At 41.5% G+C, this 19753-nt stretch carries 33 protein-coding genes; 27 read left to right on the forward strand and 6 right to left on the reverse strand.

The window, feature by feature from the left end:
• Positions 1-6 precede the first annotated feature (6 nt).
• The 22 genes from rplP (at position 7) to F1325_RS00770 (ending at position 10542) form a co-directional block, all read left to right on the forward strand.
• Positions 7-417 (forward strand): 50S ribosomal protein L16, encoded by a 411-nt coding sequence (gene rplP, locus F1325_RS00665; protein ID WP_006535500.1) that lies wholly within the window; start codon positions 7-9, stop codon positions 415-417.
• Positions 417-608 carry a 50S ribosomal protein L29 gene (gene rpmC / locus F1325_RS00670; protein WP_004238624.1) on the forward strand — a complete coding sequence of 64 codons (192 nt, stop codon included), beginning with the start codon at positions 417-419 and terminating at the stop codon, positions 606-608. Before rplP ends, rpmC begins: the two co-directional genes overlap by 1 nt.
• Positions 608-862: a 30S ribosomal protein S17 gene (gene rpsQ / locus F1325_RS00675; protein ID WP_023583468.1), complete on the forward strand. Its 255-nt coding sequence runs from the start codon at positions 608-610 to the stop codon at positions 860-862. The genes rpmC and rpsQ overlap by 1 nt, the downstream gene beginning before the upstream one ends.
• 176 nt (positions 863-1038) lie before the next feature.
• Positions 1039-1410: a 50S ribosomal protein L14 gene (gene rplN / locus F1325_RS00680; RefSeq protein WP_004246955.1), complete on the forward strand. Its 372-nt coding sequence runs from the start codon at positions 1039-1041 to the stop codon at positions 1408-1410.
• Between the two features lie 10 nt (positions 1411-1420).
• Positions 1421-1735, forward strand: a complete 315-nt coding sequence (gene rplX, locus F1325_RS00685; RefSeq protein WP_006535502.1) for a 50S ribosomal protein L24 — start codon at positions 1421-1423, stop codon at positions 1733-1735.
• A 13-nt stretch (positions 1736-1748) separates the two neighbouring features.
• Positions 1749-2288 (forward strand): 50S ribosomal protein L5, encoded by a 540-nt coding sequence (gene rplE, locus F1325_RS00690; RefSeq protein ID WP_036933223.1) that lies wholly within the window; start codon positions 1749-1751, stop codon positions 2286-2288.
• Between the two features lie 12 nt (positions 2289-2300).
• A complete protein-coding gene (gene rpsN, locus F1325_RS00695) occupies positions 2301-2606 on the forward strand; it encodes a 30S ribosomal protein S14 (RefSeq protein WP_006535503.1) in 306 nt (101 codons plus the stop codon).
• A 32-nt stretch (positions 2607-2638) separates the two neighbouring features.
• The gene (gene rpsH, locus F1325_RS00700) at positions 2639-3031 is read left to right on the forward strand and encodes a 30S ribosomal protein S8 (RefSeq protein ID WP_100158931.1); all 393 of its coding nucleotides are present in this window, start codon (positions 2639-2641) and stop codon (positions 3029-3031) included.
• A gap of 14 nt (positions 3032-3045) precedes the next feature.
• Entirely contained in the window at positions 3046-3579 is a 534-nt protein-coding gene (gene rplF, locus F1325_RS00705) for a 50S ribosomal protein L6 (RefSeq protein WP_023583470.1), read from the forward strand.
• 9 nt (positions 3580-3588) lie between these two features.
• A complete protein-coding gene (rplR, locus tag F1325_RS00710) occupies positions 3589-3942 on the forward strand; it encodes a 50S ribosomal protein L18 (RefSeq protein ID WP_023583471.1) in 354 nt (117 codons plus the stop codon).
• 14 nt (positions 3943-3956) lie between these two features.
• Positions 3957-4457 carry a 30S ribosomal protein S5 gene (gene rpsE / locus F1325_RS00715; RefSeq protein ID WP_023583472.1) on the forward strand — a complete coding sequence of 167 codons (501 nt, stop codon included), beginning with the start codon at positions 3957-3959 and terminating at the stop codon, positions 4455-4457.
• A 5-nt stretch (positions 4458-4462) separates the two neighbouring features.
• Positions 4463-4642 carry a 50S ribosomal protein L30 gene (rpmD, locus tag F1325_RS00720; RefSeq protein WP_036914634.1) on the forward strand — a complete coding sequence of 60 codons (180 nt, stop codon included), beginning with the start codon at positions 4463-4465 and terminating at the stop codon, positions 4640-4642.
• A gap of 3 nt (positions 4643-4645) precedes the next feature.
• Positions 4646-5080 carry a 50S ribosomal protein L15 gene (gene rplO, locus F1325_RS00725; RefSeq protein WP_004246944.1) on the forward strand — a complete coding sequence of 145 codons (435 nt, stop codon included), beginning with the start codon at positions 4646-4648 and terminating at the stop codon, positions 5078-5080.
• Between the two features lie 7 nt (positions 5081-5087).
• Positions 5088-6410 (forward strand): preprotein translocase subunit SecY, encoded by a 1323-nt coding sequence (gene secY, locus F1325_RS00730; protein ID WP_006535510.1) that lies wholly within the window; start codon positions 5088-5090, stop codon positions 6408-6410.
• 42 nt (positions 6411-6452) lie between these two features.
• Entirely contained in the window at positions 6453-6569 is a 117-nt protein-coding gene (gene rpmJ / locus F1325_RS00735) for a 50S ribosomal protein L36 (RefSeq protein WP_071788572.1), read from the forward strand.
• Between the two features lie 146 nt (positions 6570-6715).
• Positions 6716-7072: a 30S ribosomal protein S13 gene (rpsM, locus tag F1325_RS00740; protein ID WP_036914623.1), complete on the forward strand. Its 357-nt coding sequence runs from the start codon at positions 6716-6718 to the stop codon at positions 7070-7072.
• 16 nt (positions 7073-7088) lie between these two features.
• A complete protein-coding gene (gene rpsK / locus F1325_RS00745; RefSeq protein WP_002919257.1) occupies positions 7089-7478 on the forward strand; it encodes a 30S ribosomal protein S11 in 390 nt (129 codons plus the stop codon).
• A 36-nt stretch (positions 7479-7514) separates the two neighbouring features.
• Complete coding sequence (gene rpsD, locus F1325_RS00750; RefSeq protein WP_004246942.1) at positions 7515-8135, forward strand: 30S ribosomal protein S4; 621 nt, start codon at positions 7515-7517, stop codon at positions 8133-8135.
• Positions 8136-8160: 25 nt separating this feature from the next.
• Positions 8161-9150 (forward strand): DNA-directed RNA polymerase subunit alpha, encoded by a 990-nt coding sequence (locus F1325_RS00755; RefSeq protein WP_006535513.1) that lies wholly within the window; start codon positions 8161-8163, stop codon positions 9148-9150.
• Between the two features lie 37 nt (positions 9151-9187).
• Positions 9188-9574, forward strand: coding sequence for a 50S ribosomal protein L17 (rplQ, locus tag F1325_RS00760; RefSeq protein WP_004246940.1), 387 nt, complete (start codon positions 9188-9190; stop codon positions 9572-9574).
• Between the two features lie 297 nt (positions 9575-9871).
• Positions 9872-10285, forward strand: a complete 414-nt coding sequence (gene zntR, locus F1325_RS00765; protein ID WP_069368787.1) for a Zn(2+)-responsive transcriptional regulator — start codon at positions 9872-9874, stop codon at positions 10283-10285.
• Positions 10286-10335: 50 nt separating this feature from the next.
• Complete coding sequence (locus tag F1325_RS00770) at positions 10336-10542, forward strand: alternative ribosome-rescue factor A (RefSeq protein ID WP_109374368.1); 207 nt, start codon at positions 10336-10338, stop codon at positions 10540-10542.
• A gap of 3 nt (positions 10543-10545) precedes the next feature.
• Here F1325_RS00770 and mscL read toward each other — a convergent pair whose 3' ends face one another.
• From mscL to def, 5 genes are all read right to left on the reverse strand, one after another.
• Entirely contained in the window at positions 10546-10953 is a 408-nt protein-coding gene (mscL, locus tag F1325_RS00775) for a large-conductance mechanosensitive channel protein MscL (protein ID WP_109374367.1), read from the reverse strand.
• Between the two features lie 115 nt (positions 10954-11068).
• Positions 11069-12445 (reverse strand): Trk system potassium transporter TrkA, encoded by a 1377-nt coding sequence (gene trkA, locus F1325_RS00780; RefSeq protein ID WP_109396567.1) that lies wholly within the window; start codon positions 12443-12445, stop codon positions 11069-11071.
• 112 nt (positions 12446-12557) lie between these two features.
• Positions 12558-13826, reverse strand: a complete 1269-nt coding sequence (rsmB, locus tag F1325_RS00785) for a 16S rRNA (cytosine(967)-C(5))-methyltransferase RsmB (RefSeq protein WP_109374365.1) — start codon at positions 13824-13826, stop codon at positions 12558-12560.
• A gap of 99 nt (positions 13827-13925) precedes the next feature.
• Positions 13926-14873, reverse strand: a complete 948-nt coding sequence (gene fmt / locus F1325_RS00790; RefSeq protein WP_109374364.1) for a methionyl-tRNA formyltransferase — start codon at positions 14871-14873, stop codon at positions 13926-13928.
• Between the two features lie 26 nt (positions 14874-14899).
• Positions 14900-15424 (reverse strand): peptide deformylase, encoded by a 525-nt coding sequence (gene def, locus F1325_RS00795; RefSeq protein WP_109374363.1) that lies wholly within the window; start codon positions 15422-15424, stop codon positions 14900-14902.
• A 130-nt stretch (positions 15425-15554) separates the two neighbouring features.
• Here def and dprA point away from each other — a divergent pair, with 130 nt between their 5' ends.
• From dprA to F1325_RS00820, 5 genes are read left to right on the forward strand one after another with little or no spacing between them, the layout of a single operon-like run.
• Entirely contained in the window at positions 15555-16700 is a 1146-nt protein-coding gene (gene dprA, locus F1325_RS00800; protein ID WP_160229881.1) for a DNA-processing protein DprA, read from the forward strand.
• An 18-nt stretch (positions 16701-16718) separates the two neighbouring features.
• Positions 16719-17276: a topoisomerase DNA-binding C4 zinc finger domain-containing protein gene (locus tag F1325_RS00805; protein ID WP_109374361.1), complete on the forward strand. Its 558-nt coding sequence runs from the start codon at positions 16719-16721 to the stop codon at positions 17274-17276.
• Complete coding sequence (gene tsaC, locus F1325_RS00810; RefSeq protein WP_160229882.1) at positions 17269-17838, forward strand: L-threonylcarbamoyladenylate synthase type 1 TsaC; 570 nt, start codon at positions 17269-17271, stop codon at positions 17836-17838. The genes F1325_RS00805 and tsaC overlap by 8 nt, the downstream gene beginning before the upstream one ends.
• 5 nt (positions 17839-17843) lie before the next feature.
• On the forward strand, positions 17844-18668 hold the full coding sequence (aroE, locus tag F1325_RS00815) for a shikimate dehydrogenase (RefSeq protein ID WP_109374359.1): 825 nt from the start codon (positions 17844-17846) through the stop codon (positions 18666-18668).
• Entirely contained in the window at positions 18665-18925 is a 261-nt protein-coding gene (locus F1325_RS00820) for a DUF1488 domain-containing protein (RefSeq protein ID WP_109374358.1), read from the forward strand. Before aroE ends, F1325_RS00820 begins: the two co-directional genes overlap by 4 nt.
• On the opposite strand, the gene F1325_RS00825 is transcribed toward F1325_RS00820, so the two are convergent.
• A complete protein-coding gene (locus F1325_RS00825) occupies positions 18901-19464 on the reverse strand; it encodes a gamma carbonic anhydrase family protein (protein ID WP_109374357.1) in 564 nt (187 codons plus the stop codon). The two genes, F1325_RS00820 and F1325_RS00825, sit on opposite strands and share 25 nt — an antisense overlap.
• Positions 19465-19753 lie beyond the last annotated feature (289 nt).

A 19753-nucleotide genomic window follows, 5' to 3' on the forward strand; every position in this document is an offset into this window, starting at 1 on the left:
TCGCTGATGTTACAACCAAAGCGTACAAAATTCCGTAAAGTGCACAAAGGCCGCAACCGTGGCTTAGCTGCTGGTGCGGATGTAAGCTTCGGGACTTACGGTCTTAAAGCTGTGGGCCGTGGTCGTCTGACTGCACGTCAGATCGAAGCGGCACGTCGTGCAATGACCCGTGCAGTTAAGCGTCAGGGTAAAATCTGGATCCGTGTGTTCCCAGACAAACCAATCACTGAAAAGCCGCTCGAAGTCCGTATGGGTAAAGGTAAAGGTAACGTTGAGTATTGGGTTGCCTTAATCCAGCCAGGTAAAGTCCTGTATGAAATGGATGGTGTGCCTGAAGAACTGGCCCGTGAAGCATTCAAGCTGGCGGCAGCAAAACTGCCTATCAAAACCACCTTTGTAACTAAGACGGTGATGTAATGAAAGCAAAAGAGCTGCGCGAAAAGAGCGTTGAAGAGCTGAACACAGAACTGCTGAATTTACTGCGCGAGCAGTTTAACCTGCGTATGCAGGCAGCAAGTGGTCAGTTACAACAGTCTCATCTGTTGAAACAAGTGCGTCGTAATATCGCACGCGTTAAGACTTTACTGACTGAGAAGGCGGGTGCGTAATGACCGATAAAATCCGTACTCTGCAAGGTCGTGTAGTTAGTGACAAAATGGAGAAATCTATTGTCGTTGCTATCGATCGTATGGTTAAACACCCATTATATGGTAAGTTTATCCGTCGTACGACCAAACTGCATGTACATGACGAGAACAACGAATGTGGAATTGGTGACGTAGTAGAAATTCGTCAAACACGTCCACTGTCTAAGACTAAGTCTTGGGCGTTAGTTCGCGTTGTAGAAAAAGCTGTTCTGTAATAAAATAGCCTTTTCGTACGAAATAAACGGCTCAAAACTGAACGAGCCGTTTATTTTTTCTGTCCATATCGAGAATGTGGTGTTATAATGCCGCTCCCTCGTATTATGGGATATTGAACGGCCTCTTCTAATGTGGAAGTGGCTCAGTAGTAGTTGACATTTAGCGGAGCACTAAAATGATCCAAGAACAGACTATGCTGAACGTGGCCGACAACTCCGGTGCACGTCGCGTAATGTGTATCAAGGTTCTAGGTGGCTCGCACCGTCGCTACGCAGATGTAGGTGACATCATCAAAATTACCATTAAGGAAGCAATTCCACGTGGTAAAGTTAAGAAAGGTGATGTACTGAAAGCGGTAGTGGTGCGCACCAAGAAGGGTGTTCGTCGCCCTGACGGTTCTGTCATTCGCTTCGATAGCAACGCTTGTGTATTGTTAAACAACAACAGCGAGCAAGTTATTGGTACGCGTATTTTTGGGCCGGTTACTCGTGAACTTCGTAACGAGAAGTTTATGAAAATAATCTCTCTGGCACCTGAAGTACTCTAAGGAGCAGGCAATGGCAGCGAAAATCCGTCGTGAAGACGAAGTTATCGTGCTGACTGGTAAAGATAAAGGTAAGCGCGGTAAAGTAAAACAGGTTCTTTCTTCTGGTAAAGTTATCGTTGAAGGTATCAATCTGGTTAAAAAACATCAGAAGCCAGTTCCGGCTCTGAACCAACCAGGTGGCATCGTTGAAAAAGAAGCTTCTATCCAAGTTTCTAACGTTGCAATCTTCAATGCGGCAACCGGCAAGGCTGACCGTGTAGGTTTTAGATTCGAAGACGGCAAAAAAGTTCGTTTCTTCAAGTCTAATAAAGAAACTATCAAGTAATTTGGAGTATACGATGGCGAAACTGCATGATTACTACAAAGACGAGGTAGTCCAAAAACTGATGTCTCAGTTTGGTTACCATTCTGTCATGCAAGTCCCTCGGGTCGAGAAGATCACCCTGAATATGGGTGTTGGTGAAGCGATTGTTGATAAAAAACTGCTGGACAATGCAGCAGCTGATTTAGCAGCAATCTCAGGTCAAAAACCTTTGATCACCAAAGCACGCAAATCTGTTGCAGGCTTCAAAATCCGCCAGGGCTATCCGATCGGCTGTAAAGTGACCCTGCGTGGCGAACGCATGTGGGAGTTCTTTGAACGCCTGATCTCTATTGCTGTACCACGTATCCGTGACTTCCGTGGTTTGTCCGCTAAATCATTTGATGGACGTGGTAACTACAGCATGGGCGTACGTGAGCAAATCATCTTCCCTGAAATCGATTACGATAAAGTGGATCGTGTTCGTGGTTTGGATATTACCATTACTACGACTGCGAAATCAGATGATGAAGGTCGCGCACTGTTAGCAGCGTTTAACTTCCCGTTCCGCAAGTAAGGCAGGGCATTCATGGCTAAGAAATCTATGAAAGCACGTGATGTAAAACGTGCGAATTTAGCTGAGAAATTCTTCGCAAAACGCGCAGAACTGAAAGCTATCGTTTCAGATGTGAACGTGTCTGACGAAGATCGTTGGAATGCTGTTCTGAAACTGCAAACTATGCCACGTGATTCAAGTCCTTCACGTCAGCGTAACCGCTGCCGTCAAACTGGACGTCCGCACGGTTTCCTGCGGAAATTTGGCCTCAGCCGTATTAAAGTCCGTGAAGCCGCTATGCGCGGTGAAATCCCGGGCCTTAGAAAGGCTAGCTGGTAATTACCATAATTGAATCACGGGAGTAAAGACAGATGAGCATGCAAGATCCCATCGCGGATATGCTGACCCGTATCCGTAACGGTCAGGCCGCGAACAAAGTTGCGGTCACAATGCCTTCCTCCAAGCTGAAAGTGGCGATTGCCAACGTGCTTAAGGAAGAAGGTTATATTGAAGATTTTAAAATTGAAGGCGACACTAAGCCAGAACTGGAAATCACTTTAAAATATTTCCAAGGTAAGGCTGTAGTAGAAAGCATTCAGCGCGTAAGCCGTCCAAGTCTGCGCATCTATAAAAGAAAAGATGAGCTGCCAAATGTTATGGCAGGACTGGGCATCGCTGTTGTTTCTACCTCAAAAGGTGTTATGACTGATCGTGCAGCTCGCCAAGCAGGTCTTGGTGGCGAGATTATCTGCTACGTAGCTTAATTCGGGAGGAAAGAATGTCTCGTGTGGCAAAAGCACCCGTCGTCATTCCTGCCGGCGTAGAGGTTAAACTCAACGGTCAGGTAATTACGATTAAGGGTAAAAACGGCGAGCTAACTCGTACTATCCATAATGCAGTTGAAATTCAACATGCTGACAACCACTTAACTTTCGCACCTCGCGATGGTTTTGCTGATGCATGGGCACAGGCGGGTACTACTCGTTCTCTGTTAAATGCAATGGTTGTAGGTGTTACCGAAGGCTTCACTAAGAAACTGCAACTGGTAGGTGTAGGTTATCGTGCGTCTATTAAAGGCAATGCGGTTAACTTATCAGTAGGTTTTTCACATCCAGTGGAACACCAACTGCCAGCAGGCATCACTGCTGAATGTCCAACACAAACTGAAATCGTACTGAAAGGTGCGGATAAGCAAGTGATTGGTCAAGTAGCAGCTGAACTGCGTGCTTACCGTCGCCCTGAACCTTATAAAGGTAAAGGTATTCGTTACGCCGACGAAGTTGTGCGTATCAAAGAGGCTAAGAAGAAGTAAGGTAACACTATGGATAAGAAAGCAGCTCGTATCCGTCGTGCGACCCGCGCACGCCGTAAGCTCCAGGAATTGGGTGCGACTCGCCTGGTGGTACACCGTACCCCTCGCCATATTTATGCGCAGGTTATTGCACCAAACGGTTCTGAAACTTTGGTGGCCGCTTCTACTACAGAAAAAGCTATCATTGAGCAACTGAAAAACACTGGAAACAAAGAAGCAGCAGCAGTAGTTGGTAAAATTGTTGCTGAACGCGCTCTGGAAAAAGGTATCAAAGTAGTATCATTTGACCGTTCCGGTTTCCAATATCATGGTCGAGTCCAGGCACTGGCAGATGCTGCCCGTGAAGCTGGCCTTCAGTTCTAAGGTAGGAGTGTAAGATGGCTCACATCGAGAAACAAGCTGGCGAACTGCAGGAAAAGCTGATCGCGGTAAACCGCGTATCTAAAACCGTTAAAGGTGGTCGTATCTTTAGCTTCACCGCTCTTACAGTAGTTGGTGATGGTAATGGCCGCGTTGGTTTTGGATATGGCAAAGCTCGCGAAGTTCCGGCAGCAATCCAGAAAGCGATGGAAAAAGCCCGTCGCAATATGAAAACCGTCGCTTTAAACAACGGTACTCTGTTCCACCCTGTTAAAGGTACTCACACAGGCTCACGCGTATTTATGCAGCCTGCTCATGAAGGTACCGGTATCATCGCAGGTGGTGCAATGCGTGCAGTTCTAGAAGTGGCTGGCGTTCGTAACGTACTGGCTAAAACCTATGGTTCCACTAACCCGATTAACGTGGTTCGTGCAACACTGGACGCTTTAGATAGCATGAAGTCTCCAGATATGGTCGCAGCTAAGCGTGGTAAATCCGTTGAAGAAATTCTGGGGTAATGACCATGGCTAAGACTATTAAAATTACTCAAACACGCAGCTTAATCGGCCGTCTGCCTAAACATAAGGCAACTATGACTGGTTTAGGCCTGCGTCGCATCGGTCACACTGTAGAACGCGAAGATACACCAGCAGTTCGCGGTATGATCAACTTGGTTTCCTATATGGTTAAAGTTGAGGAGTAAGAGATGCGTTTAAATACTCTGTCTCCGGCTGAAGGTGCCAAGCATGCGCCTAAACGTGTAGGTCGTGGTATCGGTTCTGGCTTAGGTAAAACTGGCGGCCGTGGTCACAAAGGTCAGAAATCTCGTTCTGGCGGTGGCGTACGTCGTGGTTTTGAAGGTGGCCAGATGCCTTTATATCGTCGTTTACCAAAATTTGGTTTTACTTCACGTAAATCATTCGTGACTGCGGAAATCCGTCTGTCTGATTTAGCTTACGTTGAAGGCGATGTAATCGATCTGAATGCACTGAAAGCCGCAAACGTTGTTGGCCCACAGATTGAATTTGCAAAATTAATTCTGTCTGGCGAGGTTAACCGTGCAGTGACTATTCGTGGTCTGCGTGTTACCAAAGGTGCCCGTGCAGCAATCGAATCAGCTGGCGGTAAAATTGAGGAATAAGTGACAGATGGCTAAACAACCAGGTTTAGATTTTCAGAGTGCTAAAGGTGGTGTTGGTGAACTAAAACGCAGACTTTTGTTTGTTCTTGGTGCACTTATTGTCTTTAGGATTGGCTCTTTTATTCCTATCCCTGGTATTGATGCCACTGTGCTTGCCAAATTGCTCGATCAGCAAAAAGGCACCATCATTGAAATGTTTAACATGTTCTCTGGTGGTGCTCTTAGCCGTGCTTCTATCTTTGCGCTGGGTATCATGCCTTATATTTCGGCATCGATTATTATCCAACTCTTATCAGTGGTTAACCCTCGGTTAGCAGAGATTAAGAAGGAAGGGGAGGCCGGTCGTCGTAAGATCAGCCAATATACCCGTTATGGTACTTTGGTGCTGGCGATATTCCAATCAATTGGTATCGCAACAGGCTTACCGAATATGCCAGGAATGCAAGGTCTGGTAATTAATCCAGGCTTACCATTCTATATTACGGCTGTTGTGAGCTTAGTCACTGGGACAATGTTCCTAATGTGGTTAGGTGAGCAAATCACTGAACGTGGTATTGGTAACGGTATCTCAATCATTATCTTTGCAGGTATCGTTGCAGGTCTTCCGCCTGCCATTGGTCAAACCATCGAGCAGGCGCGGCAAGGCGAACTGCACTTCCTCCTGTTATTGTTGGTTGCAGTATTAGTGTTCGCAGTTACTTTCTTTGTTGTTTTTGTAGAAAGAGGACAACGTCGTATCGTTGTTAACTATGCAAAACGTCAACAAGGGCGTAGAATATACGCGGCACAAAGTACACATCTACCACTTAAAGTAAATATGGCGGGTGTTATACCAGCAATTTTTGCTTCAAGTATTATCCTGTTTCCTGGTACAATAACCTCTTGGTTTGGCGATGGTACAGGGTGGGGTTGGCTGACGACGATTTCTTTAAATCTACAGCCTGGTCAACCTATTTATGTGTTACTATACGCTGCTGCAATCATATTCTTCTGTTTCTTCTATACGGCGTTGGTTTTCAACCCAAGAGAAACGGCAGATAACCTGAAGAAGTCCGGTGCATTTGTACCAGGAATTCGCCCGGGAGAGCAGACGGCTAAATATATAGATAAAGTAATGACACGTTTAACCTTAATCGGTGCCTTGTATATTACCTTTATCTGTCTCATCCCGGAGTTCATGCGTGACGCAATGAAAGTACCTTTCTATTTTGGTGGTACTTCCCTCTTAATCGTGGTTGTGGTCATCATGGATTTTATGGCTCAAGTGCAAACTCTCCTGATGTCAAGTCAGTATGAGTCTGCATTGAAAAAAGCAAATCTTAAAGGTTAATTACTGATAAGCGATTTGTTTTAGAAGTTACGGAGAGTAAAAATGAAAGTTCGTGCTTCCGTCAAGAAAATGTGCCGTAACTGCAAAATTGTTAGACGTCACGGTCACGTGCGTGTAATTTGCAGCGTCGAGCCTAAGCATAAACAGCGTCAAGGCTAATTTATTGCATTTTTTTCTTGCAAAGTTCGGTTGAGCTGGCTAAATTAGCCAGCCCAATCTTTTATAATATATACAGTATTGTTTGAGTATCCTGAAAACGGGCTTTTCAGAATGGTACTGTATAACTGCTAATTTAGGAGTGCATAGTGGCCCGTATAGCAGGCATTAACATTCCTGATCATAAACATACTGTAATCGCATTAACTTCGATTTACGGTATCGGTAAGACCCGCTCACAGGCTATCTGTGTAGCTGCTGGTATTGCTGAAAATGTTAAGATCAGTGAGCTGTCTGAAGAGCAAATCGACAAGCTGCGTGACGAAGTTGCCAAATACGTTGTAGAAGGTGATCTGCGTCGTGAAGTTACCCTGAGCATCAAACGTCTGATGGATCTTGGTACTTACCGTGGTTTACGTCATCGTCGTGGTCTACCAGTTCGCGGTCAGCGTACTAAGACTAACGCACGTACCCGTAAGGGTCCGCGTAAGCCGATCAAGAAATAATCGGGGTATTTGAACAATGGCAAAAGCACCTATTCGTGCACGTAAGCGTGTAAGAAAACAAGTCTCTGACGGTGTGGCTCATATCCATGCTTCTTTCAACAACACAATCGTTACTATTACCGATCGTCAAGGTAACGCATTGGGTTGGGCTACTGCCGGTGGTTCCGGTTTCCGTGGTTCTCGTAAATCTACTCCGTTCGCGGCTCAGGTTGCAGCAGAACGTTGCGCTGAAGCTGTTAAAGAGTACGGAATTAAGAACTTGGAAGTTATGGTTAAAGGACCTGGTCCTGGTCGTGAGTCAACTATCCGTGCATTAAACGCGGCTGGTTTCCGCATCACTAATATTACTGATGTGACTCCGATTCCTCATAACGGTTGTCGTCCACCGAAAAAACGTCGCGTTTAATAACGTTTTCGTTTTTAGGAAAGTTGGAGAAAGAAAATGGCAAGATATTTGGGTCCTAAGCTCAAGCTGAGCCGCCGTGAAGGTACAGATTTATTTCTAAAATCTGGCGTTCGGGCGATTGACACCAAGTGTAAACTGGAACAAGCACCAGGTCAGCACGGCGCACGTAAACCGCGTCTTTCTGATTACGGTGTTCAGTTACGTGAAAAACAAAAAGTACGTCGTATTTACGGTGTTCTAGAACGTCAATTCCGTAACTACTACAAAGAAGCAACTCGTCTGAAAGGCAACACAGGTGAAAACCTGCTGACTCTGCTGGAAGGTCGTCTGGATAACGTTGTTTATCGTATGGGCTTTGGCGCAACTCGCGCAGAAGCACGTCAGATGGTTAGCCATAAAGCAATCATGGTAAATGGTCGCGTGGTTAACATTGCTTCTTATCAGGTTTCCCCGAATGACGTAGTCAGCGTTCGTGAAAAATCGAAAAAACAGTCTCGTATTAAGGCTGCTTTAGAGCTGGCTGAACAGCGTGAAAAGCCAACATGGCTGGAAGTTGATGCTGCTAAGATGGAAGGTGTGTTCAAACGTATTCCTGAACGTACTGACTTGTCTGCTGACATTAACGAGCACCTGATCGTCGAGCTTTACTCCAAGTAAGGCTTAGCACCAAAGAGAGGACACAATGCAGGGTTCTGTGACAGAGTTTCTAAAACCGCGCCTGGTTGATATCGAGCAAGTCAGTTCGACGCACGCCAAGGTGACCCTTGAACCATTAGAGCGAGGCTTCGGCCATACTCTTGGTAACGCACTGCGCCGTATTCTGCTTTCGTCTATGCCGGGTTGTGCGGTAACAGAGGTTGAGATTGATGGTGTACTGCATGAGTACAGCACCAAAGAAGGTGTTCAGGAAGATATCCTAGAAATACTGCTCAACCTTAAAGGGTTGGCGGTAAAAGTTCATGGTAAAGATGAAGTTATTCTTACTTTGAGCAAATCTGGCATTGGCCCTGTTATTGCAGCCGATATCATCCATGACGGTGATGTCGAAATCGTCAAGCCGCAGCACGTTATCTGCCACCTTACAGACGAGAACGCATCTATTAATATGCGTATCAAAGTTCAGCGTGGTCGTGGTTATGTGCCGGCTTCTGCCCGAATTCATTCGGAAGAAGATGAGCGCCCTATCGGTCGCCTTTTAGTAGACGCGTGCTATAGCCCAGTTGAGCGTATTGCTTATAATGTGGAAGCAGCTCGTGTTGAACAGCGTACCGACTTGGATAAGCTGGTTATCGAGATGGAAACTAACGGTACTATCGATCCAGAAGAATCGATTCGCCGTGCAGCGACTATCCTGGCTGAACAGCTTGAAGCTTTTGTTGACTTACGTGATGTTCGTCAACCAGAAGTTAAAGAAGAGAAGCCAGAATTCGATCCTATCTTACTGCGCCCAGTAGACGATCTTGAATTGACTGTCCGCTCTGCTAACTGTCTGAAGGCAGAAGCAATCCACTACATCGGTGATCTGGTACAGCGTACTGAAGTTGAATTACTTAAGACGCCTAACCTTGGTAAGAAATCTCTTACTGAGATTAAAGACGTACTGGCGTCGCGTGGTCTATCTCTGGGTATGCGCCTTGAGAATTGGCCACCTGCAAGTATCGCTGATGAATAAGATCACAGGTTAAGGTTTTACTGAGAAGGATAAGGTCATGCGCCATCGTAAGAGTGGTCGTCAATTGAACCGCAACAGCAGCCATCGTCAGGCTATGTTTCGTAACATGGCAGGTTCTTTAGTTCGTCATGAGATCATCAAGACAACTTTGCCTAAAGCGAAAGAACTGCGTCGCGTCGTTGAGCCGCTGATTACTCTTGCCAAGACCGACAGCGTAGCTAATCGTCGTCTGGCATTCGCCCGTACTCGTGATAACGAAGTCGTGGCAAAACTGTTTACAGTATTAGGTCCGCGTTTTGCGAGCCGTGCAGGTGGTTACACTCGTATTCTGAAGTGTGGCTTCCGTGCTGGTGACAACGCTCCAATGGCTTACATTGAGCTTGTTGACCGTGCTGATTCTGAAACAGAAGCAGCAGCTGAATAATTTAATTATTATTTAGTGAAGCGAATAAAAAGACCGGATTTTTAATCCGGTTTTTTTATATCTATTGAAAATGATAGCTACTGAAACTAGTTTTATAAAAATAACTTATCAAGCCATACTCTAACCTTTCTATTTGTTATTCCATACTTTTTTACTTACTTTTGTGTTGCATCATATTTATTTTTTGTGATTTCAGCATACTGTTATTTGGGTAAGATAAGCTTCGCACTATATTTCAATTCTATTATTTTGATTATTTGCTATGCTTATTCATCATTTAGAGTGAGGGAATGATCCATGTATCGTATTGGGCAGGTTGCAAAATTAGCGAATGTGACAACAGATACAATCCGTTTTTATGAAAAACAAGGGTTGATGGATCATGACAGGCGAACAGAAGGTGGTTATCGCTTATATACAGAGCAAGATCTCCAACGTTTGCGTTTTATTCGTTATGCAAAAGAGTTGGGTTTTACATTAGATGCGATTACTGAGCTACTTTCTATTCGCGTTGATCCTGCTCATCACACTTGTGTTGAATCAAAACATATTGTTGATGCAAGGCTTGCTGAAGTTGAAATTCGCTTGAAAGAAATGGAAAGAATGCGAGATTCATTGAAGATGTTAAGTAATGCATGTTGTGGTAGTGCTCATGAAAGTACTTATTGCTCTATTCTTGAAATACTTGAATCTGGCGCCACAAAGCAATAATATCTGTACAGTATTACGTTTTATGTTCTTTAACAATTTAAGAGGTTTTTATGTCTAGCAAATATCAGCACCAGAAAGGGGCTATTAAAGATAATGCTTTAGCAGCACTTGTTCATGATCCATTATTTAGACAACGCGTGGAAAAGAATAAGAAAGGAAAAGGAAGTTATATGAGAAAAGCAAAACATGACAAAAAGGGTAACTGGGAGGCCAGTGATAACAAAAGATTTTTTCAATTGTTATCACTGGCCTTTTAGTTTTTATTTTTGCTGATTTTTTAATAAATCACGAATTTCTGTTAATAGAGTTTCTTCTGCGGAAGGAGCCGGTGGTGCTTTAGGTGCTTCTTCTGCTTGACGACGTGTCTTATTGATTAATTTGATTGCGCAGAATATAGCAAATGCAACAATGGCAAAGTCAAAAACAGTTTGAATGAACATACCATAATTTAGGACAACTGCAGGCACATCTCCAGTTGCATCTCTTAATACAAGGCTAAATTGTTTAAAATCAATACCACCGATTAATAATCCTAATGGTGGCATGATAATATCAGCAACTAGAGATGAAACAATCTTACCGAAAGCTGCACCGATGATGACACCGACTGCCATATCAACAACGTTGCCTTTCATGGCAAATTCACGAAACTCTTTGAAAAAAGACATAACCACCCCTTATTTATCTCAATATAGATTTATTATGTAAAAATATAGTATCTAACATGATAATAATAGACCATTATAAGTAACAATCACTATTATTCTTATTTCTACATAATCTTTATAAGAAAAATGGACTTGGCTGGAAAAGTTTTTCAACTTCAGGAACATATTTTTTATCAGTGATAAACATAATCACATGATCACCCTGTTCTATGGAGTGACTTGCGTTTGCAATAATAACATCTTGCTCTCTAACAATTGCACCTATGATGGTTCCCGGTGGTAGCTTTATATCTTGTATACGGCGGCCAACAACTTTTGATGTATTTTCATCACCATGTGCAACGGCTTCAATTGCCTCTGCAACTCCTCGTCGTAATGATGAAACGCTAACAATATCAGCTTTACGAACATGACCTAAAAGTGCAGAAATAGTTGCTTGTTGTGGTGATATTGCAATATCAATAACCCCACCTTGGACTAAATCAACATAAGCGCTACGCTGAATAAGTACCATTGCTTTTTTAGCACCCATTCTTTTTGCCAGCATCGCTGACATAATATTAGCTTCATCATCATTAGTCAGTGCGATAAAGACATCAATTTGTTCAATATGTTCTTCAGCAAGAAGTTCTTGATCTGATGCATCACCATAAAAAACGATAGTGTCATGGAGTAATTCAGCCAGTTCTGTGGCGCGTTGCTGATTATGTTCAATAAGTTTGACGCTATAATCTTTTTCTAATCTAGCAGCTAAACCTGCACCGACATTACCACCACCAACAATCATAATGCGTTTATAAGGTTTTTCTAATCGTTGTAACTCGCTCATTACTGCACGAATATGCTGAGATGCGACGACAAAGAAAACTTCATCTCCAGCTTCAATAATTGTGGAGCCTTGAGGTCTTATAGGTCTGTCTTGACGAAAAATTGCAGCAACTCGTGTATCGATATGTGGCATATGATCACGTAATGTTGATAACGCATTCCCAACGAGAGAACCACCGTAATACGCTTTTACTGCTACAATACTGACTTGACCATCGGCAAAGTTAACAACTTGTAAGGCACCTGGGTATTGGATCAATTTATAAATATAATCGATAACCAAATGCTCTGGTGAGATTAAATAATCAATGGGAATAGCTTCTGGGAGAAAGAGTTTATCTGCTTCACGAACAAATTCAGAGGCACGTATCCGAGCAACTTTATTAGGTGTATTGAACAGAGTGTAAGCAACTTGGCACGCTATCATATTGGTTTCGTCAGAGTTGGTGACGGCAACCAGCATATCTGCATCTTCAGCACCGGCTTCTCTTAAGATCCTTGGGTGAGATCCATGTCCATTGACTACTCGTAAATCGAATTTATCTTGAAGTTGGCGTAAGCGATCTGCATTAGTGTCAACGACAGTAATATCATTATTCTCCCCGACAAGATTTTCAGCGAGAGTACCACCTACTTGACCAGCGCCTAAGATAATAATTTTCATCGTAATTTCTCAGAGTATTCGATTAACAAATAGAAAAGAAACGCAAGATCTGGATGATCTTGCGTTGAAATAGTAGCGTTTTTTAGATCTGATATCATCTTTTATCACAAGATCATATTTTCTTGATCAATGCATAAAAGAAACCATCGCCACCTTCTGCTTCTGGTAAGCATTGGTGCTGATAATCGCATTGTGCATCTTTCGTTGATGCTAAAAATGCTTCAACTTGTTGTTTATTTTCTTCAGGTAAAATAGAGCAGGTTGCATATACCAACGTGCCACCAGATTTTAGGTATGGCCAAATAGCATGAAGGATCTCTTTTTGAATTTGAGCCAATTGCTCAATATCGTCATTACGACGAAGCCATTTTATATCTGGGTGACGACGGATAACACCTGTTGCTGAGCATGGTGCATCAAGAAGAACTCGGTCAAACTGCATGCCTGAACACCATTGTTCAGGATAACGACCATCACCACTTTTGACGACTGCATTAAGTTTTAAACGCGTAAGGTTCTCTTGTACACGTTTTAAACGTTGCTCATCTATGTCGATAGCTAATACGTGAGCCTGCGGAGCTATTTCTAAAATATGTGTTGTTTTACCACCAGGTGCTGCACATAAATCAAGGATCTGCTCTTTATTTTCTGGTGCTAATAATTCAGCACAACGTTGAGCAGAACGATCTTGAACTGTTACCCAACCATCAGCAAATCCAGGAAGAAGATTCACGTTGCATGGATTCTCTAAACGGATCGCGAAAGGGTGGCTATCATCAGCAATAGCGGGAATTTCTTCATTTCCAAGTAATGTTAAATATTCTTCTCGAGAATGATGACGTTGATTTACACGTAACCACATTGGTGGCTTCTGGTTATTGCCTTCAACAATACTCATCCACTGCTCAGGGTAAGCCTGTTTAATACGAGTAAGTAGCCATGATGGATGGAGAAAACGATTTTCGCTATTTTGAAAGCGTTCGTTCAGGATATCTTGTTGGCGTTGAAACTGACGTAACACACCGTTAATCAATCCTTTTAGCTGTGGTTTTTTTAGTGCAACAGCACCATTTACCGTCTCTGCTAGAGCTGCGTGAGCAGGAATACGTGTATAAAGCAGCTGATATAAACCAACCATAATGAGGTAGTGTAAAATACGCTGTTTGCCTTTTAATGGTTTATCCATGAGTTGCTGAATAATCCATTCTAATTGTGGCAATGTGCGTAATACGCCAAAGCAGATTTCTTGCAATAAGGCTTTATCTTTGTCTGAAATATTTTTCTGAAGTTCTGGTATGACAGTGCTTAGAGACAAGCCTTGATCTAATACTTGATTGATTGCTTTTGCTGCAATGCTACGTAAGTTGTATGACGTTTTCATAATGAGTTAACGTTTAATATTGAGCGCCAGAGATGTATTACATTGGCGTGAAATAAGGAAAACCCTGATAATAATGTTAGATATCAGGGCTTAGAATTATTATTGAATGATTTTTCCAGGAGTGAACCAATCTCGCTTGGAGTTTAAGAAATCAGCAGAAGCCATAGGTTTCTTACCTGATGGTTGTAATTCAGTGATATTTAGAATGCCGTTACCTGTCGCAATATAAATACCCGTTTTATCTGCTTTTAATAAGGTTCCTGCAGGTTTATCTGTATTATCCGCTATAGCTTGTGCTTTCCATACTTTTACAGGTTGCTCGTCTAACATGAAAAAGCTCATTGGCCATGGATTGAATGCTCTAATGCAACGTTCAATCTGCTCTGCTGATAATGACCAATCAATTTTTGCTTCTTCTTTAGATAATTTTTGTGCGTAATTCGCTAAATTGTCGTCTTGTTTCTCAGCTTTTATTTTACCTGAGGTAATGAGATCTAACGTAGTTGTTAGAGCCTTAGGTCCAAGTTCTGCAAGTTTTTCATAAAGTGATGCGCTGGTATCTTCATTTGTAATTGGACATGATGCTTTATACAGCATATCGCCTGTATCTAAACCAACATCCATTTGCATAATTGTGACGCCTGTTTCTTTATCTCCCGCCCACAAAGAGCGTTGAATTGGTGCAGCACCACGCCATTTAGGAAGGAGAGAACCATGCACATTAAGGCAACCTAAACGCGGTATTTCAAGAACGGCTTTAGGTAAAATCATGCCATAAGCAACAACAATCATAATATCTGCTCGTTGTGCTGCTATCCACTCATGGTTCTCTTCTGGTTTTAAAGAGGCTGGTTGATAAACAGGAATATCATGAGTTAATGCCAGTTCCTTAACAGGGCTAATAGTCAGTTTCTTACCTCTTCCTGCGGGTTTATCTGGAGGAGTAAGTACTCCCACCACACGATGTTGAGTTGATAACAATGTAGCTAAATGCCGAGCCGCAAAATCGGGTGTTCCCGCAAAAATAATACGTAATGAATCAGACACGTTTTCTTCCTGTTTCAATTTAACTGTTACTGTCCTATTTTAGCTCTTTTTTTATCTAGCTTATCGAGTTTTTCAACTTTTTGGCGGATGCGTTGGCGCTTTAATGGAGATAAATAATCTACAAATAGCTTGCCAACTAAATGATCCATTTCATGTTGAATGCAGATAGCTAATAAATCATCAGCTTCTAACTCAAAAGGTTGACCATTGTAATCAAGGGCTTTCACCTTTACGTGCTCTGCACGAGGAATAAAAGCACGCTGTTCTGGGATAGATAAACAGCCTTCTTCTATGCCTGTATCACCGTCGGCATCAAGAAGTTCTGGATTTATTAATACCAGTCTTTGATCTCTTGTTTCAGAGACATCAATGACGATAATGCGCTGGTGAATATTCACCTGTGTCGCGGCTAAACCGATACCTTCTTCCAAATACATCGTTTCAAACATATCATCGACAATTTTTTGAATTTCGGCATCAACTTTTTCGACTGGCTTTGCAATCGTGCGAAGGCGCTCGTCTGGATAATGTAATACGTGTAACACTGCCATAATTTATTCGGACTGTTTCTAAAATGTGAATAGGATTTAATGTCTATTCTAGACATTTATTGTCTAGATTGACAGTATTTGGTGTGTTTAGCGCTCACCCTGTTTGCTAAAAACAATATTAGGATAATGCATGGATGCTAGAGAAATATGGATAAGACTTAATGCTGTTTCAAGACTACCTATTAATAAAGCGATTCAAATTGCAAGGTATCTACAATCTTTGACTCAGTTAAATCAAAGACTATTAATAGGTTGTGGTCTGTCAGAACAGCAAAGTCATCAATTCTTAAGACTTCATGCAAATGCTGTCAACGATACATTAAAGTGGTTAGATAAAAACGAATCATCATTATTAACGATTATAGATTCAGATTACCCATCTTTATTAAAGCAAATTTCATCACCGCCACTTTTGCTTTTTGTTGCAGGAAATAGGCAGCATTTAAAAAGCACACAAATTGCATTAATTGGTAGCCGAGTTGCTACACCCTATGGTTCCAAATGGGCAACTTATTTTGCACAGGAATTAGTAAAGAAAGAACTCACTATTACAAGTGGGTTAGCTCAAGGTATCGATGGTATAGGGCATCGAAGTGCATTAAAGAATAATGGTATTACTATTGCTGTACTAGGAAGTGGCTTAGAGCAGATTTATCCGTCATTTCATCGCACTCTTGCAACACAAATAAAAGAGTCTGGTCTTATTATTTCTGAACATTTACCTATGACACCACCTTTAGCGCGCCATTTTCCTCAACGTAACCGGATTATTAGTGGGCTAAGTGCGGCACTGCTTATTGTTGAAGCAGGAATTAAAAGCGGTTCTTTAATAACAGCAAATTATGCTTTGCAACAAGGTAAAGAGTTGTTTGTGTTACCTGGATTATTAGGAGATGCTCATTTTGAAGGTAATCACCAGCTTATTAAGCAAGGTGCAAATTTAGCATCTTCACCTGAAGATATTCTGGAATATTTAAATAGCTCTTTGCAGTGGCTTACTTGTGATAATGAGTATCAACAAAAAATAATAACAGATGAATATACAACGTTTACCAATAATGAAAAACGAGAGGCGAAAACAGAGCAACTTACACCAGAACAACAACACGCAATGGATGTGATATTGCCTTTTCTACGTTTTAATAAAACAGTACCTATTGATATCATTGCTCAGGATAGTGGATTATCAACTTCTGAATTAGCTCCTCTTTTATTAGAACTTGAGCTTATTGAAAAAGTCGCTATTGTGGCTGGTGGCTATACTCGATTGGAATAAGTGTAATGAGGTAAAACAATGGCAAAGAATATGCCGTTTACACAGCAACCTGAACAGGGAAAATGCCCTGAATGTGGTAGCGCATTAGTGATGAAAAATGGAGGACATGGCCCTTTTTTAGGATGCTCTGCTTATCCTGATTGCCACTATATTAAAACACTGAAACCACAAGGTGATGGGCAAATTATCAAAGTCCTAGAAGGACAACCTTGTAAGTGCTGTGGTGCTGATTTAGTTTTACGTCAGGGTAAATTTGGGATGTTTATTGGTTGTAGCAATTATCCTGAGTGTGAACATATAGAGCAAATTGATAAACCTGATGAAACTGTTATACCTTGCCCTCAATGTGAAAAAGGGAGGCTATTACAACGTAAGTCTAGGTTTGGTAAGACATTTTATGCTTGTAACCAATATCCAGAATGCCAATTTGTATTAAATAACAAACCTGTTAATGGTGAATGCGAATATTGCCACTATCCATTATTGATGGAAAAAAGGTCTTCTCAAGGAGTAAGATTGGTGTGCGCCAGCAAATTATGTGGAAAGCAACAAACAAAAAGAGAAGAACATGAATAACGAAGCATCACCTGTAAGCAATACTATTATAGAAGCATTAAAAAATAATAAAGTTATCGCATATCCAACAGAAGCTGTATTTGGGGTAGGTTGTGATCCTGATAGCGAGCATGCTGTTATGGCACTATTAATGTTAAAACAACGTTCAATTGAAAAAGGGCTAATTTTAATTGCTGATAATTATGAGCAATTGAAACCTTATATTGATGATAGTGCATTAACACAAACTCAACGAGACAGAATGTTTGCATCTTGGCCAGGACCAATTACATGGGTTATTCCTGCTAAATCAACGACGCCAAAGTGGTTAACTGGAAAATTTGCTTCTTTAGCCGTGAGAGTAACAGACCACTCAGTTGTTAAAGAGTTATGTTTAGCTTATGGAAAACCTTTAGTTTCAACGAGTGCTAACTTAAGTGGATTGCCACCATGTCGTACAGTTGAAGAAGTAAGAAAACAATTTGAGGATACAATTCCGATCGTTGAAGGGAATGTTGGAGGTAGACAGAATCCTTCTGAAATCCGAGATGCCTTAACAGGTGAATTGTACCGACAAGGGTGATTGTGATGGAAAAATATTTAGTGATGGGAAACCCTATCGAGCATAGTCAGTCTCCTTTCATTCACCAATTTTTTTCAAAACAAACAGGAATAGAGTATGGCTATGGACGCTTACTTGTTCCTTTAGGTGAATTTAATAAAACCGCCTCACATTTTTTTTCTAATGGGGGGCGAGGTGCTAATGTTACTGTTCCTTTTAAAGAAGATGCATTCCGCTTTGTGGATAAATTAACAGATAGAGCAAAAGCATGTGGCGCAGTTAACTCTATAGTTAAATTAGACGATGGATCACTTCTTGGTGATAACACTGATGGGCAAGGACTTATTCTAGATTTAGCGAGGCTCGATTTTATCGTGCCTAATAAGGTTAAATCCGTCTTAGTTATTGGTGCTGGTGGCGCAACAAGAGGAATACTACTTCCACTACTTGATTATGATTGTGATATTACTTTAACCAATCGCACATTTGCTAAAGCCGAGCAATTAGTAAAAGAGTTTAGTCAATTTGGAACGATCAGAGCAATGGCTGCTGAAGATGTTGCTGATAAACATTACGATTTAATTATAAATGCATCTGCATCTAGTATGACTAATGATTTACCACCGATACCTAATGATGTTTATGGCTTTGAAACAGCGTGCTATGACCTTTATTATCAAACTGGAATGACTTCATTTCTATATAACGCGTTGAAACATGGAAGTACGCGTTTATCAGATGGATTAGGTATGTTAGTAGGGCAAGCGGCTTATGCATTTGAATTGTGGTATGAACTTGTACCAGATATTAACCCCGTCCTTAATGTATTAAGAGAAAGATTGAATAAATGAACCAATCCATTCAATTTCCAGATCGTGAAATATGGCTAGCTGAGAGTAGGAAAGTTCTTTTTCCTATAATGATCAACGGAATGCTTTTTGATTGTCAAATTACAGAGCAAGAGCTTATAGAGCGTTTTGGTAATGGTGAGGGAATTTTATTATTTAAACAAAATCGCTGGGATATTGAAGAAGAATTTGAAGAGTTGGTAACAGTGCATGAGTTATCAACTCTTCATCCGATCTATTCTTTATCAATGGCAGATTGATAAGTGGCTAGATAGTTATTTTTCCACCCAACATAATTATTCGCAGAATAGATAAAGTGCTCTATTTCTGCGGGTGAAAGTGGACGAACTTTTTTCACTGGACTTCCTAAGTAAAGAAAACCGCTTTCAAGCCGCTTTCCGGGTGGAACTAAACTACCTGCACCAATCATTACATCATCTTCAATAATTGCACCATCAAGTAAAATAGAACCCATTCCTACTAAAACACGATCTCCGATTGTGCACCCGTGTAGCATTGCTTTGTGCCCCACAGTAACGTTATCACCAATAATAAGAGGAAAACCTTCAGGATCATTGGATGAGATGTGAGTGACATGAAGAACCGAACCATCTTGAATATTTGATCTTTTCCCAATACTTACGTAATTCACATCACCACGAATAACAACCATAGGCCAAATACTGACATCTTCACTAATACGTACATCTCCAATCACAGTTGCTGTTTCATCAATAAAAACATCTTTATCAATAGAAGGTGAAAGGTGTAAGTAATTCCTGATTGTTGATTTCCCCATAATTTACCCTCGTACTTGGTTTCACTTTATAATAAGAAAAGCATAGCAGTGGATGAGGTGGGCTGGCGAGAGCAATGATTTTTATGATGCATGACTATAAAAAACGATAATAAAAGAGAAAGTAGAGCAATAGAGTGTGATTGATAGAATATACCGAATAGACAATAACAAGATAAAGCGTATATTTTTTACACACAAAAGATGTTTTCCGTATCAAAAATAGACGTAAAGTTCAAAAAGAGAACGAACAGAAAAAAAATTGAAATAAACACTTGCGCTAATCCGAGAT

Source organism: Proteus columbae (genome assembly GCF_009914335.1).
Lineage (GTDB): Bacteria > Pseudomonadota > Gammaproteobacteria > Enterobacterales > Enterobacteriaceae > Proteus.

What these genes read in the sequence shown, in the direction of transcription:
- rpsK (WP_002919257.1), top strand. Translation starts at nt 7,089, where the DNA reads ATGGCAAAAGCACCTATTCGTGCACGTAAGCGTGTAAGAAAACAAGTC.
- F1325_RS00805 (WP_109374361.1), top strand. Translation starts at nt 16,719, where the DNA reads ATGGCAAAGAATATGCCGTTTACACAGCAACCTGAACAGGGAAAATGC.
- rpsH (WP_100158931.1), top strand. Translation starts at nt 2,639, where the DNA reads ATGAGCATGCAAGATCCCATCGCGGATATGCTGACCCGTATCCGTAAC.
- F1325_RS00820 (WP_109374358.1), top strand. Translation starts at nt 18,665, where the DNA reads ATGAACCAATCCATTCAATTTCCAGATCGTGAAATATGGCTAGCTGAG.
- F1325_RS00755 (WP_006535513.1), top strand. Translation starts at nt 8,161, where the DNA reads ATGCAGGGTTCTGTGACAGAGTTTCTAAAACCGCGCCTGGTTGATATC.
- rplO (WP_004246944.1), top strand. Translation starts at nt 4,646, where the DNA reads ATGCGTTTAAATACTCTGTCTCCGGCTGAAGGTGCCAAGCATGCGCCT.
- aroE (WP_109374359.1), top strand. Translation starts at nt 17,844, where the DNA reads ATGGAAAAATATTTAGTGATGGGAAACCCTATCGAGCATAGTCAGTCT.
- rplE (WP_036933223.1), top strand. Translation starts at nt 1,749, where the DNA reads ATGGCGAAACTGCATGATTACTACAAAGACGAGGTAGTCCAAAAACTG.
- rpmC (WP_004238624.1), top strand. Translation starts at nt 417, where the DNA reads ATGAAAGCAAAAGAGCTGCGCGAAAAGAGCGTTGAAGAGCTGAACACA.
- rpsN (WP_006535503.1), top strand. Translation starts at nt 2,301, where the DNA reads ATGGCTAAGAAATCTATGAAAGCACGTGATGTAAAACGTGCGAATTTA.
- rpsE (WP_023583472.1), top strand. Translation starts at nt 3,957, where the DNA reads ATGGCTCACATCGAGAAACAAGCTGGCGAACTGCAGGAAAAGCTGATC.
- tsaC (WP_160229882.1), top strand. Translation starts at nt 17,269, where the DNA reads ATGAATAACGAAGCATCACCTGTAAGCAATACTATTATAGAAGCATTA.
- mscL (WP_109374367.1), bottom strand. Translation starts at nt 10,953, where the DNA reads ATGTCTTTTTTCAAAGAGTTTCGTGAATTTGCCATGAAAGGCAACGTT.
- def (WP_109374363.1), bottom strand. Translation starts at nt 15,424, where the DNA reads ATGGCAGTGTTACACGTATTACATTATCCAGACGAGCGCCTTCGCACG.
- rpsD (WP_004246942.1), top strand. Translation starts at nt 7,515, where the DNA reads ATGGCAAGATATTTGGGTCCTAAGCTCAAGCTGAGCCGCCGTGAAGGT.
- rplF (WP_023583470.1), top strand. Translation starts at nt 3,046, where the DNA reads ATGTCTCGTGTGGCAAAAGCACCCGTCGTCATTCCTGCCGGCGTAGAG.
- rplX (WP_006535502.1), top strand. Translation starts at nt 1,421, where the DNA reads ATGGCAGCGAAAATCCGTCGTGAAGACGAAGTTATCGTGCTGACTGGT.
- rplN (WP_004246955.1), top strand. Translation starts at nt 1,039, where the DNA reads ATGATCCAAGAACAGACTATGCTGAACGTGGCCGACAACTCCGGTGCA.
- zntR (WP_069368787.1), top strand. Translation starts at nt 9,872, where the DNA reads ATGTATCGTATTGGGCAGGTTGCAAAATTAGCGAATGTGACAACAGAT.
- rpmJ (WP_071788572.1), top strand. Translation starts at nt 6,453, where the DNA reads ATGAAAGTTCGTGCTTCCGTCAAGAAAATGTGCCGTAACTGCAAAATT.
- rplP (WP_006535500.1), top strand. Translation starts at nt 7, where the DNA reads ATGTTACAACCAAAGCGTACAAAATTCCGTAAAGTGCACAAAGGCCGC.
- rsmB (WP_109374365.1), bottom strand. Translation starts at nt 13,826, where the DNA reads ATGAAAACGTCATACAACTTACGTAGCATTGCAGCAAAAGCAATCAAT.
- rpsQ (WP_023583468.1), top strand. Translation starts at nt 608, where the DNA reads ATGACCGATAAAATCCGTACTCTGCAAGGTCGTGTAGTTAGTGACAAA.
- secY (WP_006535510.1), top strand. Translation starts at nt 5,088, where the DNA reads ATGGCTAAACAACCAGGTTTAGATTTTCAGAGTGCTAAAGGTGGTGTT.
- F1325_RS00825 (WP_109374357.1), bottom strand. Translation starts at nt 19,464, where the DNA reads ATGGGGAAATCAACAATCAGGAATTACTTACACCTTTCACCTTCTATT.
- trkA (WP_109396567.1), bottom strand. Translation starts at nt 12,445, where the DNA reads ATGAAAATTATTATCTTAGGCGCTGGTCAAGTAGGTGGTACTCTCGCT.
- rpmD (WP_036914634.1), top strand. Translation starts at nt 4,463, where the DNA reads ATGGCTAAGACTATTAAAATTACTCAAACACGCAGCTTAATCGGCCGT.
- rplR (WP_023583471.1), top strand. Translation starts at nt 3,589, where the DNA reads ATGGATAAGAAAGCAGCTCGTATCCGTCGTGCGACCCGCGCACGCCGT.
- dprA (WP_160229881.1), top strand. Translation starts at nt 15,555, where the DNA reads ATGGATGCTAGAGAAATATGGATAAGACTTAATGCTGTTTCAAGACTA.
- F1325_RS00770 (WP_109374368.1), top strand. Translation starts at nt 10,336, where the DNA reads ATGTCTAGCAAATATCAGCACCAGAAAGGGGCTATTAAAGATAATGCT.
- rplQ (WP_004246940.1), top strand. Translation starts at nt 9,188, where the DNA reads ATGCGCCATCGTAAGAGTGGTCGTCAATTGAACCGCAACAGCAGCCAT.